This is a genomic window from Paenibacillus sp. BIC5C1 (genome assembly GCF_032399705.1).
Lineage (GTDB): Bacteria > Bacillota > Bacilli > Paenibacillales > Paenibacillaceae > Paenibacillus > Paenibacillus taichungensis_A.
The window spans coordinates 7,062,540-7,078,281 of sequence record NZ_CP135922.1; the positions used below are offsets into that span (position 1 = coordinate 7,062,540).

The window sequence follows — 15,742 nt, forward strand, 5'->3', positions numbered from 1 at the left end:
CTATTATTGCAATAGTTCCAACAGTCGCTCCAGATCTTGTTTGCTGTAGTAGTTGAGCTCAATTTTACCTTTATCTTTGTTATGCTTAATTTTCACCGTTGTTTTAAATCGTTCACGTAAAGATTCTTCTAATGTATCAATAAATGGATCTTTTTTCTTCAACTTGGATTTGGCTTTCGCTTCACCCATTTTGGAACGATCCAATTGTTGAACAGCCTCTTCCAGTTCACGTACACTCCATTGTTGATCAATGGTTTGTTTTGCCAGTTGCTTCACAAGGCTCTCATCTTTAACACCGACGATAGCACGTGCATGACCCATTGACAATGTTCCACGTGAAACATGATCCTTCACTTCTTCCGGTAATGATAACAAACGTAGGAAGTTAGCGATGTGAGAACGTGATTTGCCCACTTTTACGGAGAGTTCTTCCTGGGTTAATCCAAACTGATCCATCAACCCCTGATAAGCAACTGCGACTTCCATCGCATTCAGATTCTCCCGCTGCAGGTTCTCGATTAAAGCAATCTCCATAACCTGCTGATCACTGAAATTACGAACTACGGCAGGCACAGTGGCATTACCGCAATATTGGGAAGCTCTGAACCGACGTTCACCAGCAATGATCTCATAACCTCTCAAAACCGGTCGTACAATAATAGGTTGTATAACGCCATGTTGACGGATCGATTCAGCAAGTTCATGTATCGCATCCTCATCAAATACTTTACGAGGTTGGTAAGGGTTTGCCCGCAGTTGACTAATCGGGATTTCTACGACTTTATCATCGTCATTAATTGAAAGCGAAGGAATGAGGGCATCAAGACCTTTTCCAAGCCGCTTACTCATAAGAAATCACTTCCTTTGCGAGCTCTAAATAAACTTCAGCCCCTCGGGATCGAGGATCATACGTAATGATAGACTGACCATGAGAAGGTGCCTCACTAAGCCGCACATTGCGCGGAATAATGGTCTGATACACCTTTTGTTGGAAATACTTCTTCACTTCTTCAATCACTTGAATACCCAGATTCGTACGAGCATCAAACATCGTCAGCAATACTCCTTCAATCTGCAGGGATGTATTCAGATGTTTCTGCACCAAACGAACCGTGTTGAGCAACTGGCTCAACCCTTCGAGCGCATAATACTCACACTGAATCGGAATGATCACCGAATCGGAAGCTGTCAACGAGTTGATCGTTAACATGCCGAGGGAGGGTGGACAATCGATCAGTATGTAATCATAGTTTTTTTTCACCATGGCGAGTGATTTTTTCAGGCGGACTTCCCGTGATATCGTTGATACCAGTTCAATCTCGGCTCCGGCAAGCTGAATCGTTGCAGGTATGATATGAAGGCCTTCAATCTGAGTTTCCACAATCGCTTCTTGAGGAGGAACTTCATTAATGATGACATCATATATACAATTGGCCACATCTGCTTTGTTGATTCCGACTCCGCTGGTTGTATTCCCCTGGGGGTCAATATCGACAAGCAGCACCCTTTTCCCGAGCGAAGCCAGTCCTGCACCCAAGTTAACAGATGTCGTCGTTTTCCCCACACCGCCCTTTTGATTTGCTACGGCCATAATCTTAGACAATTACTTCACCTCAAATAAAATAGGAGTCTTTTCTTGTAGGTTGTGAACTACAGTTAACAAAAAGCAGGTGGCTATCATCCACACAAACATCAACTACCGTTTCTTCATGGTGCTGTTCTACGCTGTTCATGCCACTCTCAACTTTATAGACAGAAAAAGCGGCCCATTGCCGCCTTAAGCTTCAATTATTTGCGTTTCGGGATATGGATAACGATCTCGTAGTGGTCCTCATGGTCCGCTTCCTTGGTTTTGATGTCTAGACCAGAGCCCGATACCATATCAATGGATTGACGAATCGTATTAAGTGCAAGTCTAACGTCCTTCGTGAAGGAGATGCGTTTGGATTTTTTGATCTTCGAGGATTCCTTGTAAAAGGCAACTCGTGCTTCCGTTTGTTTTACATTCAACTCTTTATCAATAATTTCGCCGAGCAATTTCATTTGCAACTCTTCCGTATCCAATGAAAGCAAAGCTCTGGCATGACGCTCCGAAATCTTACGTTCCATCAGTGCTGTCTTAATGCCTTCCGGTAGCTGTAACAACCGGATTTTGTTGGCGATCGTTGACTGGCTTTTACCTAATCGCTGCGCAAGACTTTCCTGTGTAAGTTGGTGCAGGTCAATCAATTTCTGATAAGCAACAGCCTCTTCAATTGAAGTGAGTCCTTCACGCTGCAGGTTTTCGATCAATGCGATGGACGCTGCCTGAGAGTCGTTGAATTCACGCACAATGGCCGGAATATGATCCAAGCCCAGTTTTCGAACTGCACGCCAGCGACGTTCCCCGGCGATAATCTCATATGATCCATTTCGTACGCGGACGACAATCGGTTGTATAACTCCATGTGTCTTGATCGTCTGCAACAACTCATCAATTTTATCATCATCAAAAATAGTACGGGGTTGATATGGGCTGCTCACAATTTCATTGACCGGAATTTGTTTAATCTCATCTCCGTTATTGCGCTCCGCCAAACCAAACAACTTCGAAAATTGTTCTTTCATTCCGTATATTACCACCTAGTTTCGTAATAGCTCCCGCAAAGTTGCAGGTGCTTCTTATTCAATATGCGACTCTTCCAAATGCTGTCGTTCTTCGAATAAGTTTTGCCTTCCATGACGCCATCTGTAAACCTATACAATAAAGCTCAAAAATCTATCTATACATATAATCTATGATCTCTGTAATCCAGGACCGGATACTTCTATTCTATCATCTTTTCTTCCATAATCCTATGTTTACCTATTCTTTAAACTCTTCTAATTTTCCTGCTTTTTCTTCACGAACATTAGCCATATGATTGCTTATACACAATAAGATATAGAGAATCTCTGCAGACAGGACCTGCTCCTAGTAGCTACGCTGTGTGCTCGTTTAATACCATTTATAAATGGATTTTCATAAGATTGCCTCAGTGGCGGAATAACCTCTTTCTTACGTGTCTTTCAATTCTATATCTACTACTATTGCCGATGCTCTTTTTCTATCCATAGGTAAGTTAATGGCCTTCATTCAAGAATAGCTTTAACAATAAAAATGATGTTTCATCAAGATGAATTTCTACGCTAATAAATTTATTATCGATTCCGTTTTTTCTCTGCTCTATGTAATTGGAATGTAAATGCTATGTATACTAGATAAAATTCAAAACAAAAAGAGGATGTTTCACGTGAAACATCCTCTTTGCTCTTATCCTAAGTTTTTCATTAAATAAACGAAGATTGATCTTCTTGCCTTTTTAAATATATACGATGTTACACCAAGAACTATACCAAAGGTGTTTTTAGTGGTGTTCCTGGTTTACGTGGATATTTAAATGGCGTCTTATCAAATTTTTGAATCAGAATGATATGACGCGCCGACTCTTCAACGGGTAGCTGGAACGGATGGACTGCTTTCACCCGTCCTTTCAGCTGGTTAAAACTGAATTCAGCTTCCTTCATTTCTTCGCGCGGGTCTCCACCCTTCATTGCAGCGAATAATCCACTTTTACGAACAAAGGGCAGACAGAATTCGTTAAGCACCGCTAGTTTAGCAACTGCACGCGCAGTAACAAGGTCGTAGCTGTCTCGATATCCTTCTTTGCGTCCAAGTTCCTCCGCACGACCATGAATCAATTCTACGTCGGTCAGGCCGAGTGTATCTACAAGATGCTGCAGAAAGCCAATACGTTTATTTAAGGAATCAATGATCGTCAGCTTGATATGCGGAAAACAAATTTTAAGCGGTAGGCCCGGGAACCCAGCCCCTGAACCAATGTCTGCTAGTTTGTTTACCTTCGACATATCTGTATAAAACGCCAGCGATACTGAATCATAGAAATGCTTTGTATATACTTGTTCACGTTCAGTAATCCCGGTTAGATTCATCTTTTCATTCCAAGCTACCAGCTCCTGAAAATATAACTCGAATTGCTCCAACTGGCGTTCATCCAGCTCCAATCCATGTTTCTTCAGGCGCCGTTGTAGCTGCTGTTGAATATCGTCCATTATTGTCCCCTTGCTGCGGTTACACGGTTATAATGCTCCAGGTAAACCAGCAGAATGGAGATATCCGCAGGAGTAACCCCGGCAATACGGGACGCCTGTCCTATCGAGATTGGACGAATGGTAGCGAGCTTCTGCTTTGCTTCCATAGCAAGGCCATGAATTTCGTCATATATAATCGTGTCCGGAATTTTCTTTTTCTCCATTTTTTGCAAACGTTCCACGTGGATCAATTGTTTCTCAATATAACCCGCATATTTAATTTGAATTTCCACTTGCTCTTTCATGTCAGCGGTCAGTTCCACCTCGGAAGGTGAGATCTGCTCAATCCAGTCATACCCGATCTCTGGGCGGCGCATCAATGTCAGAAGTGTGCTTCCATCCTGAATCGGTGTAGAACCGATCTCTTCCAGCTTCGGATTCACTTCGACAGGGCGAACTTTGGCTGCCTTCAGACGATTCACTTCCTGTTCTACTTTTGCCTTTTTGTCCAGGAATTTAGCATAACGTTCATCAGGAATCAGACCAATATCATGACCAATTTCCGTCAAACGCATATCGGCATTATCATGACGAAGCAACAAACGATATTCTGCACGAGAAGTCAGCAGACGATAAGGTTCATTCGTACCTTTGGTTACGAGATCATCGATCAGTACACCAATGTACCCTTGGGAGCGATCAAGTACAACAGGCTCTTTACCCTGTACTTTACGTGCAGCATTGATGCCTGCCATTACGCCTTGTCCTGCCGCTTCTTCATACCCGGAGGTACCATTAATCTGCCCTGCTGTGAACAGACCTGGAAGGCGTTTCGTTTCAAGTGAAGGCCACAGTTGTGTTGGCACCATCGCATCATATTCAATAGCGTAGCCATTACGCATCATTTCTACTTTTTCCATACCCGGGATAGAACGCAGCACTGCCAATTGGACATCCTCTGGCAGACTTGTAGACAGACCTTGTACATAGTATTCCGATGTGTTTTTGCCTTCTGGCTCAAGGAAAATCTGATGCTTCGGTTTGTCGCTGAAACGCACAATTTTGTCCTCAATCGATGGGCAATAACGCGGTCCCGTTCCTTCAATAACACCTGAGAACATCGGTGCACGGTGGAGGTTGTCATTAATAATCTGGTGTGTCTCCACAGACGTATACGTCAACCAGCAAGGCAGTTGCTCATTATCGGAAGATTCCGTTTCATAAGAAAAGAACTTCGGTTTGTCATCACCTGGCTGAATTTCCGTTTTGCTAAAATCAATCGTATCCTTATGCACGCGCGGTGGTGTACCTGTTTTAAAACGAACCAGGTCGAAACCAAGCTCACGCAGATGTTCGGATAACTTAAGGGAGGGCTGTTGATTATTCGGGCCACTCTCGTACATTAACTCACCCATAATTACTTTACCGCGCAGATACGTACCTGTTGTCAAAACAACGGCTTTAGCCCGGTACTCTGTGCCCGTCTGAGTAACCACACCTACGCACTGTCCATCTTCAACGATCAGCCGATCAACCATGCCTTGACGCATCGTCAGGTTGCGTTCATTCTCCATCGTTTCTTTCATCGTATGTTGGTAAGAGAATTTATCAGCCTGAGCACGAAGTGCATGCACAGCAGGCCCTTTACCTGTGTTGAGCATTCGCATCTGAATAAAGGTCTTATCGATGTTGCGTCCCATTTCTCCACCAAGTGCATCAATCTCACGGACCACATGTCCTTTTGCCGGTCCCCCAATAGATGGGTTACAAGGCATGAAGGCAACCATATCCAGATTGATTGTAATCATCAGTGTTTTCGAACCCATACGGGCTGCAGCCAGTGCCGATTCCACACCAGCATGTCCTGCCCCAACGACAATTACATCATAACTTCCGCCATCAAAAGCCATTCCAGTTTACCTCCTTTTTGCCGCCGCACGCCTAAATTCATGCAAACGATCAATTTTTTGTAAAATTGACGAAACACACTCCGCACTCAGTGGAATGCATTTCAATCTATATTAAGCCATCAAGTCTATAGGTACTTCAGACATATTCGCGGATTCTTTGACCACCCACAGATGGACTTTATTATCATACTACTTTTCAGCGCCGGTATGTTTATTAGGTGTTATTTTCCGAGGCAGAATTGAGAGAAAATTTGATCAATCAACGCATCATGTGCTGTATCGCCCACGATCTCACCCAGCTGCTCCCATGCCAGACGAACATCGATCTGGATCATATCAATGGGAATCAGCTGCTCTGCCGCTTCATAGGCATCAATAAGCGACTGCTTCGCTTTTTTGAGCAAAGCAATATGACGCACATTGCTGACATACGTCAGGTCAGCCGACTCCAGCTTGCCACTGAAGAACAACGTCGAGATGGCATCTTCCAATCGGTCCACGCCCAGATCATCTTTCACCGACATCGGAACAAGCCGTTCCTCAGGGATATAACGGAGCAGCACTTCGCGGTCCACCTGCGGCGCTAAGTCCATTTTATTCATAATAATAATTGATTGTCTACCGCGGATTTGTTCCAATAATTCAATCTCGTCCTCATGCAATGGCTCCGCAGCATTGATAACCATCAATAACAGATCAGCCTCATTCACAGCAGAACGAGAGCGCTCCACCCCAATCTTCTCCACGACATCCATCGTTTCCCGAATACCTGCCGTATCGAGCAGTTTGAGCGGTATATTGTTAATTGTAACAAATTCCTCAATGACGTCACGCGTTGTACCTGGAATGTCCGTTACAATTGCGCGGTTGTCCTGGGCCAACGTATTGAGCAATGATGACTTCCCTACATTTGGCCGACCTACGATTGCAGTTGTGATGCCTTCACGCAATATCTTGCCTTGCTCTGCTGTCACCAGCAATTTATCAATTTCAGTCATGACCTGACTGGATTTTTCTTTAATAAATTCAGATGTTAGGGACTCTACATCATGCTCAGGATAATCGATATTGACTTCGATGTGAGCAAGCGTCTCCACCAGCGTGTATCTCAGCTCGCGCAGCTTGGACGATAATTTGCCCTCCACCTGCTTGAGTGCAACGGAGAACGCCCGATCGGATTTGGAACGAATGAGATCCATGACCCCTTCCGCCTGGGACAGATCAATCCGTCCATTGAGAAAAGCACGCTTAGTGAACTCCCCAGGTTCGGCGAGGCGAATATCGAGCTGCAACAACAGATCCATTACTCTCTTAACCGACACCACTCCGCCATGGGCGCTAATCTCCACGACATCCTCTGTTGTGAAGGAACGTGGTGCACGCATCACCGTAACCAATACTTCCTCAATCTTCTCGCCAGTCCCCGGATCTACAATATGACCGTAATGAACCGTATGGGATGCTGCCTGTGTTAGTGGGGTTTTGCTGCGAAAAATCTTCTCCGTCTCCGACACCGCATCCGGGCCGCTCACCCGGATTACAGCAATACCCGCTTCTCCGACCGCTGTTGATATCGCTGTAATCGTATCACTAATCATCGTTATCTCTCCTTGCTCTATTTTAAAATTGCGCCCCTCAGGACGCTATATGAATTTCAATATATAGTTCAGTTGTCGGTTGCACTACAACGCATCTTTCCGGCATTCATATCTTGATATAGCATTTTTGTAGTCGCTCTTCCGTTTTGGAAAAGTACTTCTGTACGAAAAAAGCAATGGCTTCTGCACCGGGCAGGAAGCCATTGCGTCTTTAATTTCGTGTTATTTCGTCGTAATAACCACGCGCCGATTAGGCTCCTCGCCCTTGCTGTATGTCTTAATCTGCGAGTGATTTTGCAATTTCGCATGAATGACTTTGCGTTCGAGTGGTGGCATTGGCTCCAGCACAACTTCCTTACCAGTGCGAATAGCCTGTCCAGCCAAACGTTCAGCCAGATCCTCCAGCGTCTTGCGTCGACGTTGACGGAAATTCTCTGCATCAAGTACGATGCGGACGAAGCTTTCCGAATAACGATTTGCTACAATGTTCGTTAAATATTGAAGGGCATCCAGAGTCTGTCCACGTCTGCCAATAATCATGCCCAGGTCTTCACCGGCAATATTGAAGATATGTCCATCACGCTGTTTTTTGATATGCACTTCAACATCCAGTCCCATACCTGCTGCCACTTCTTTTAAGAAAGCAGCCGCTTCCTCATAGGGATTTTTAGCAGCCACACCCTCAAGTGTTGCTTCAACCTGAGGTATATGTGCGGCCGGCTTGATCGGCTGTAAAACAGGTTCGGGCAGCGGCAGAAGTTTCACTTCCACTTTAGCGGCCTTAACCCCGATCAAACCCAGGAATCCTTTTGACGGCTGCTCTAACACTTGTATCTCGACCTTGTCCCGGCTCACGCCAAGCTCAGCCAATCCTTGGTTTACAGCATCTTCAACGGTTTTTCCTGACGCAATGACTTTGGTCATTTCGATTTTTTGGCCCCTTTCGAACCTTTTCCAGAGACAGTTGCCTTGCCACCGTTTTTGCGTTTAGCTCCATTTCCATTTTTGGAAGAGCTGGTCTGCTTCACGTTGACCTCAGCCACGACTTTATCATTATTCCGGTAAAGGAAATAGTTTTGCACGATCGTGTAGATGTTACTGTAGAACCAGTACAGTGGCAACGCAGCTGGGAACTGATACGACATAACGAAGATCAATATCGGGTACACCCACAGCATGAATTGCATCGGTCCAACCTGTTGTGCAGGGTTCATGCGCATCATCATCCACGTTTGAACGAATGTAGTGATGGCTGCCAGCACTGGCAAAATAAACAGGTGATCGGGTGATCCGAGTTGTAGCCACAAGAAATCATGTGTTCTCAGACTGGAGTTTCCGTAAATTGAGTTATAAAGTGCGATGTAAATCGGCATCTGAATGATAAGCGGCAGACAACCGGCCATCGGATTAACTTTGTTCTCCTGAAACAACTTCATTGTTTCTTGCTGAACTTTCTCAGGTGTATCTTTATACTTGGCTTGAATTTCTTTCAATTGCGGCTGAATAGCTTGCATCGCCTTGGAACTGCGAACCTGCTTCATTGTCAGCGGCAAGATTAACGTCCGTACAATTAACACCATGACAAGGACGGCCAGTCCATATTCACCGTTAAACCAGTTGGCAAATGTATCGAGCGCCAGTGAGAACCAATAAATAACATTGGCTTGCCAAAAAGAATCACTATTCTTCAGATCTTCCGTAGTAACCCCCGAACCTTGCGGAGTACACCCGGCTAGTACAGTGACCATTGCAATGACTGCAATAAGGAGAATCCACTTCCCCTTTGATGTCTTCAATCGCGACACTTCATAACCCCTCTCTTAACCATTCCATTCCACCGTAAATCATACCATAATTAGGAGGACAAATAAACCGAAGCTTACCGCTTGCCCGACTTCAAAAGAGAGCCTTTGCGCATCGCATGCAGCAGGCTTTTTTCCATATCCTTATAGGACATGTCCAATGCACCTTTTCTGACAATAAAGATCAGATCCATCTGCGTGACAATCTCTTGCTCGTGATGACGTACAATTTCCTTAATCATGCGTCTCATCCGGTTGCGTACGACAGCGTTTCCGATTTTCTTGCTGCAGGACACACCTACTCGGAATTGTTCTGTATCTTTACGACGACAGCCATACACCACAAACTGATGATTGGCAAACGATTTCCCATACCGGTATACGCGGCTAAAGTCCGCCCGGTTTCGTAAACGCAGTCTTTTATACACGGCGCTTCTCCTTGCTGTTTTCCACCAACATTATTGACGAAGGCCTCATTACTGATTTAGTATAGGCTTTCTTGAATAACGATAAACCGTCTTGGCGGCAACTTCATTTGGGATGATTGTTGATCAGTCATTTCAACTGAACAAACATTCATCCTTATATAAGGAACGTTTTCGAAAAAACGGACATCTCATTCATTAAACATAAATGTGTACTTATGCTTTTGCGCAGCCAATTCAGACCTGACCTTTACCAGCATCCAGTCTGAAATGACCTATTTAAGAAAAAAAAGACCACCTCGGTGGTCTTCACATGCATTTAAGCACTCAGGACTTTACGGCCTTTAAGGCGACGTGCAGCCAGAACTTTACGTCCGTTGCTCGTGCTCATTCTTTTCCGGAAACCATGAACTTTTTTACGTTTGCTAACGTTCGGTTTGAATGTAGGTCTCAATGTATTGCACCTCCTCACAAGGAAATACTTATGTGATGAATCACTTTCATCTTCACAGAAAACACCTTTATACATTTAACCATGAACACCTGGAAAAGTCAACTGCGGAGCCTCCTGCCTCCTTTCTCCTTTTAATGCCTATTCCACCCTACCTAAACGACCACGGATGCGTTCTCCTGTTTATAACCTTCTTAAAGAATCAATCAGAAGCTCAAAAAGTTATCCCCATACCCGTTTCATTCACCAAAAAATCATCTTTTACGGTTATCCACACCCTCAAACTCCTTAATTCTATCTCCCAATATCATTTCAAGTTATTCACATGTGGATAAAGATTATTTATCGATGATATACTGTTTCATTGGCTCCGCTTTCGGTTAATATTCATACGTTTCTGAAGAACTTCAATGGTGCAGCTATCCATTACCTGAGCAATATATTATGGCTTTTGAATAGACATACTTTAAATTTAATGTATCCGCTTTATTCTTATGGTTTACAAGTTTTCGAGAAAGGTGTAGGATAAAAAAATCACATCTTGTATACAAGTATACTTATTGGAAGTACAGTATAGATCCTGACTCATTTAAAGGAAGACAATCATTCCAGCAGCTCTTTGAAAAATCCATTTGAAGCAGTATGACGTTCCTAAATTCAGCAGGCGCTCAGAGCATAGAACCACTTATTCTCATCATAAGGATTGATGTAAAACGCTCAATCAGCAAAATAGTTGTGCTATGATCAGTATTGAACTGATTACTTATAATAGGAGCGTTAGCCATTATGCTGTTTCCTTCATCCTGGCTTCAGGGGGCTTCCCGCGGGGAAGCCATTGCCTGCGAATTAAGACTACGGATCATTAGCGGAGCCCTTCGTCCTGGCGAAATTTTGTCAGAAAATCGGATTGCCGCAGATTTTGACAGCAGTCGCTCACCTGTACGTGACGCGTTAAAAACATTGTCGAATGAAGGGCTCATTCGGCTGGAGCGTATGGGTGTCGTTGTTATTGGATTGAAAATTAAAGATGTCGAGGAATTGTACGATGTACGTTTCCTGATTGAAAGTTTTGTGCAGCAGCGGCTTGCGGGGGATGTGCCAGATCAATTGATTATCCAGCTACGTAATGTGATAGACAAGATGGACTTGGCTGGACGCCATCAAGATGCGGTTGAATTCGCATATCAGGATCTCGTTTTTCACGAGACTATTATTGAAGCTGCCCAGCATTCCCGTATTTTACATCTATGGAGAAGCATTCGTTATGTTGTCATGACGGTTATGCTGCTCACCACCCGTAGGGTCTTTGTTCAAGGCGAGCAGAAAGTAAGCGCTGTAATCGGCAAACATCGTTTGCTGATCGAGGCTCTTGAATCGGGTGATAAAACACGCATTCAAGCTGGAGTTCGCACGTATTTTCAGGATTCAGGCAAGACGCTGCACGAAAGTTTTGAATCCTAATGCCATAATGATGAAATTACGTCCACTTCATGGCATATCTGTGAAGGGGTTTGCAATCATATCCATTGTGATTGATTGCGCATCAACTTGTCGACAAGTATACAAAATGCGATTTGTTTCAATTTTTTGGGGCATATTAAAGAGGATTTCAATGGATTGTTAGCCGCCCGCGCTGCATGAATTGTAAAGTCTCTTTCTTCCGCCTGATCATGGACTGTTGTAAGCGTTATATATCAGAAAAAAAGGAGCATACCTCATGAGCACTCTTTTTGGGCTATCCCATAATGCAACGTTATTGGTCTGGACATTAATCGCGATTGTTTTCCTGATCGTGTTGATCTCCAAATATAAATGGAATCCTTTCATTACCCTTTTGTTGTCCGCACTAATGCTTGGTTTGCTTACAGGTATGAAGCCTGCGGATGTCATTTCCTCCATTACGGGAGGACTTGGTGGAACACTTGGAACGATCGCCATCGTTATCGGTCTGGGGACCATGCTTGGTAAGATGATGGCTGAATCCGGCGGAGCCGAGCGTATTGCTACCACACTGGTGGATCGTTTTGGTGTAAAACGTGTGCACTGGGCGATGATGATTGTTGGTTTTATCGTCGGTATTCCTGTATTCTTCGAAGTCGGCGTCATTCTGCTGATTCCGATCATTTTCACCGTTGCACGTAAAACCAATATGTCGCTGCTGCAGATCGGTATTCCGATTTTGGCAGGTCTCTCTACTGTACATGGTCTCGTTCCACCTCACCCGGCTCCCATGATTGCCATCGAAGCGTTCAGCGCCGATTTGGGTAAAACGATCTTGTACTCCCTTATTGTAGGTATCCCGACTGCTATTATCGCTGGACCTCTGTTTGGTAAATTTATCGGTAAAAGAATACATACCGAACCGCCTGCAGAACTGGCTGAACAATTCGCTACGAAAAAAAGTAACAACTTGCCCGGTTTTGGCATAACCCTGTTTACCATCTTGCTGCCAGTCATTTTGATGCTTATTGGCTCCATCGCCAATATCGTAGACCCAGACGCTACAAGCGGATTTACCGTTTTCTGTGAATTTATCGGCCATGAAATTATAGCCCTGCTGATCTCCGTCGTGTTCGCCCTCTTTTCACTCGGATTCTCACGCGATTTCAACAAACATGACATCTCCCGCTTTACCAGTGAATGCCTGGCGCCTACGGCGACCATCATTCTCATTATTGGCGGTGGCGGTGCGTTCAAACAGGTCTTGATCAATAGTGGTGTAGGTAATGCCATTGCTGAGGTCGCCACACATGCCAATATTAACGTAATCCTGTTCGCCTGGCTTGTAGCTGCACTCATTCGGGTTGCTACCGGTTCAGCAACTGTGGCCATGACGACAGCAGCTGGTATTGTAGCTCCGGTTCTTGCACTAACGCCAGGGGCCAATATTGAGCTGGTTGTACTCGCTACTGGTGCCGGATCACTTGTTCTTTCTCACGTAAACGACGCAGGCTTCTGGATGATCAAAGAATTCTTCAATATGAGTGTCTCGCAGACGCTGAAGACGTGGACCGTTATGGAAACACTATTATCTGTTGTTGGACTGATCTTTATTTTGCTGCTGAGTACAGTCGTATAAATTGAATACCTATATAGAAGAAGAAAATAAATTCACACCATTGGAGTTTTACTTTTATGGGTTCAAAAGAAAGAAGGTTTGTGTAAAGTGAACAACTATATGATCGGGATGGATATCGGTACAACCAGTACCAAATCCGTACTCTTTACGGAACAGGGTGAAGTTGTAAGCACGTCGACTCAGGAATATCCTTTATACACCCCAGCTCCCGATGTCGCTGAGCAGGATCCAGAACAAATCGTGCAGGCCGCCCTTCGCTCCGTACGCGGCGTGATGGATCAAAGCGGCGTAGCTGCGGAAAAAATAATGTTCGTGTCCTGCAGCTCTGCCATGCACAGTGTTATTGCCATGGGACAAGATGGTACGCCCCTCACTCGCTGCATCACTTGGGCTGACAACCGGAGCGCTGCCTGGGCCGCCAAACTGCAGGAGAACGGAATCGGGCATTCTATCTATTTGCGAACAGGTACACCGATCCATCCCATGTCGCCGCTGACCAAATTAATGTGGCTGCGCCATGACGAACCTGAACTGTTTCAACGTACCGCCAAATTTATCTCTATTAAAGAATATTTACTCTTCCGTCTGTTCGGTCAATATGTCGTGGATCATTCCATCGCTTCCTGTACCGGTCTGCTCAATCTGGAACAACTGGATTGGGATGCAGAAGCACTTGAGGTTGCAGGCATTACACCTGACCATCTATCGCAGCTCGTCCCGACCACACATATTATAGAGGGAATGGATCACAGATGGGCTGAAAAAATGGCTCTCTCCCCCTCTACGCCCTTCGTCATCGGTGCAAGTGACGGGGTATTGTCCAATCTGGGAGTAAACGCCATTGAGCCTGGCGTTGTTGCAGCAACGATCGGCACCAGCGGCGCGATTCGCACCGTCGTTGACCGTCCTGTTACCGATCCAAAAGGTAGAACGTTCTGTTATGCCCTCACCGAGAATCTTTGGGTTATCGGCGGACCTGTGAATAACGGTGGCATGCTGTTCCGCTGGGTACGGGATGAATTCGCTGCGTCTGAAGTGGAAACAGCTAAACGGCTCGGCATCAATTCCTATGATGTACTCACCAAGATTGCGGAACGCGTCAGCCCCGGTTCGGAAGGACTTCTATTCCATCCGTACCTTTCAGGGGAACGCGCGCCTTTATGGAATCCGGACGCCCGAGGTTCCTTCTTTGGTTTGACCCTTCATCACCAGAAAGAGCATATGATCCGTTCCGTGTTGGAAGGGGTTATTTTCAACCTGTATACGGTGCTGTTGGCAATGGAAGAACAAATCGGACAACCTACCTCCATTCAGGCGACGGGTGGTTTCGCTCGTTCTCCACTCTGGCGTCAGATGATGTCCGATATATTCAACCAGGAAGTCATTGTGCCCGAGAGCTTTGAAAGTTCCTGTCTGGGGGCCGTCGTGCTCGGTCTTTATGCTACAGGGCGAATTAAGTCGCTTCATGCTGTTTCATCGATGGTTGGTACTACGCACAAGCATACCCCTATCAAAGAACATGCATCGATCTACCAGGAACTTCTCCCCATCTTTATTCGCATCTCGCGAAAATTGGAAGAAGAATATGAAGATATCGCGGAATTCCAACGTAAATTTTCCGCTCATATCGAGTAAATTATGCTTTTATAACCACCAAAAAGAGGTTGTTATCTTAGACCACCATTCCGGTCTTCAGGAACAACCTCTTTTTGGCATTCGCAAAACTACTGTAATGGGAACACATCCATCTCCAAAGTTTGCACGCTTATCCATCCTACCTCTTTTAGGAATAAATCCTACGTTCAATTCATACAAATCAGTAAACGTTCCTTGGTACCAACAGGCCCTCTTCTTGATCTCCTCTGCCTTTGATTTTGTCGTTTCCTCAATTCCTCTCTTCGAAAAAAGGAAAACAGGCATGAAGAGTCACTCCCCTGTAAATCCCCAAAACGTCCATTTTCACTTTACGGTTATCCACAGAGAGGTTATTCACAAACAGAGAATACTTTTACACACAATTCAGCATCATTTGACGAATAACCTGTGTATAAAATAATTTGGGTTTTTGGGTCATCTTGTCGAAAGTTAAACAATTTATAAACAATATATTGTGTTGTGATTAAAAATTATACACAAGTTATTGAATTTGTGGATAAAATCACGCGATACATTGAAATGCCGGGCTTCTTTTGCTATGATTGTATTACTTTTGGATGTGAATATGTGATCTGACCCATAATATTATCAACAGCCTGTGGATAAAGTTGTGAACAATTTTCCGTTGTTCATTCTTTTTTTGTTTTCGACCTGCGGGGGTTTGGGGATAAATTCAACAATATATCTCGTATTTCGACACTGCATCATGGCTTAAGCCACACTTGGAACATGTAAAAGGAGTGACAGTCT

The 15,742-nt window shown here is 44.6% G+C and carries 13 protein-coding genes; 3 read left to right on the forward strand and 10 right to left on the reverse strand.

What is annotated here, in order from left to right; all coding sequences use genetic code 11:
• Window positions 1–3 precede the first annotated feature (3 nt).
• From RS891_RS31540 to rpmH, 10 genes are all read right to left on the reverse strand, one after another.
• Window positions 4–849, reverse strand: coding sequence for a ParB/RepB/Spo0J family partition protein (locus RS891_RS31540; RefSeq protein WP_113053316.1), 846 nt, complete (start codon window positions 847–849; stop codon window positions 4–6).
• Window positions 842–1,603, reverse strand: a complete 762-nt coding sequence (locus tag RS891_RS31545; protein ID WP_024629525.1) for a ParA family protein — start codon at window positions 1,601–1,603, stop codon at window positions 842–844. Before RS891_RS31545 ends, RS891_RS31540 begins: the two co-directional genes overlap by 8 nt.
• 185 nt (window positions 1,604–1,788) lie before the next feature.
• The gene (noc, locus tag RS891_RS31550) at window positions 1,789–2,607 is read right to left on the reverse strand and encodes a nucleoid occlusion protein (protein WP_076287180.1); all 819 of its coding nucleotides are present in this window, start codon (window positions 2,605–2,607) and stop codon (window positions 1,789–1,791) included.
• 762 nt (window positions 2,608–3,369) lie between these two features.
• A complete protein-coding gene (gene rsmG, locus RS891_RS31555) occupies window positions 3,370–4,092 on the reverse strand; it encodes a 16S rRNA (guanine(527)-N(7))-methyltransferase RsmG (protein WP_063567385.1) in 723 nt (240 codons plus the stop codon).
• Window positions 4,092–5,981 carry a tRNA uridine-5-carboxymethylaminomethyl(34) synthesis enzyme MnmG gene (gene mnmG, locus RS891_RS31560; protein ID WP_113053318.1) on the reverse strand — a complete coding sequence of 630 codons (1,890 nt, stop codon included), beginning with the start codon at window positions 5,979–5,981 and terminating at the stop codon, window positions 4,092–4,094. The genes rsmG and mnmG overlap by 1 nt, the downstream gene beginning before the upstream one ends.
• Before the next feature lie 221 nt (window positions 5,982–6,202).
• Complete coding sequence (gene mnmE / locus RS891_RS31565; protein ID WP_113053319.1) at window positions 6,203–7,579, reverse strand: tRNA uridine-5-carboxymethylaminomethyl(34) synthesis GTPase MnmE; 1,377 nt, start codon at window positions 7,577–7,579, stop codon at window positions 6,203–6,205.
• Window positions 7,580–7,801: 222 nt separating this feature from the next.
• Window positions 7,802–8,503, reverse strand: coding sequence for an RNA-binding cell elongation regulator Jag/EloR (jag, locus tag RS891_RS31570; RefSeq protein ID WP_113053320.1), 702 nt, complete (start codon window positions 8,501–8,503; stop codon window positions 7,802–7,804).
• The gene (locus RS891_RS31575) at window positions 8,500–9,384 is read right to left on the reverse strand and encodes a YidC/Oxa1 family membrane protein insertase (RefSeq protein ID WP_076287175.1); all 885 of its coding nucleotides are present in this window, start codon (window positions 9,382–9,384) and stop codon (window positions 8,500–8,502) included. The genes jag and RS891_RS31575 overlap by 4 nt, the downstream gene beginning before the upstream one ends.
• Before the next feature lie 74 nt (window positions 9,385–9,458).
• Entirely contained in the window at window positions 9,459–9,809 is a 351-nt protein-coding gene (gene rnpA / locus RS891_RS31580; RefSeq protein WP_113053321.1) for a ribonuclease P protein component, read from the reverse strand.
• 316 nt (window positions 9,810–10,125) lie between these two features.
• Window positions 10,126–10,260 (reverse strand): 50S ribosomal protein L34, encoded by a 135-nt coding sequence (gene rpmH / locus RS891_RS31585; protein WP_024629517.1) that lies wholly within the window; start codon window positions 10,258–10,260, stop codon window positions 10,126–10,128.
• A 783-nt stretch (window positions 10,261–11,043) separates the two neighbouring features.
• Here rpmH and RS891_RS31590 point away from each other — a divergent pair.
• The 3 genes from RS891_RS31590 (at window position 11,044) to gntK (ending at window position 14,971) form a co-directional block, all read left to right on the forward strand.
• A complete protein-coding gene (locus RS891_RS31590; protein WP_113053322.1) occupies window positions 11,044–11,718 on the forward strand; it encodes a GntR family transcriptional regulator in 675 nt (224 codons plus the stop codon).
• A 256-nt stretch (window positions 11,719–11,974) separates the two neighbouring features.
• Window positions 11,975–13,336, forward strand: a complete 1,362-nt coding sequence (locus tag RS891_RS31595) for a GntP family permease (RefSeq protein ID WP_315794127.1) — start codon at window positions 11,975–11,977, stop codon at window positions 13,334–13,336.
• A 99-nt stretch (window positions 13,337–13,435) separates the two neighbouring features.
• Window positions 13,436–14,971: a gluconokinase gene (gene gntK, locus RS891_RS31600; RefSeq protein WP_315796506.1), complete on the forward strand. Its 1,536-nt coding sequence runs from the start codon at window positions 13,436–13,438 to the stop codon at window positions 14,969–14,971.
• Window positions 14,972–15,742 lie beyond the last annotated feature (771 nt).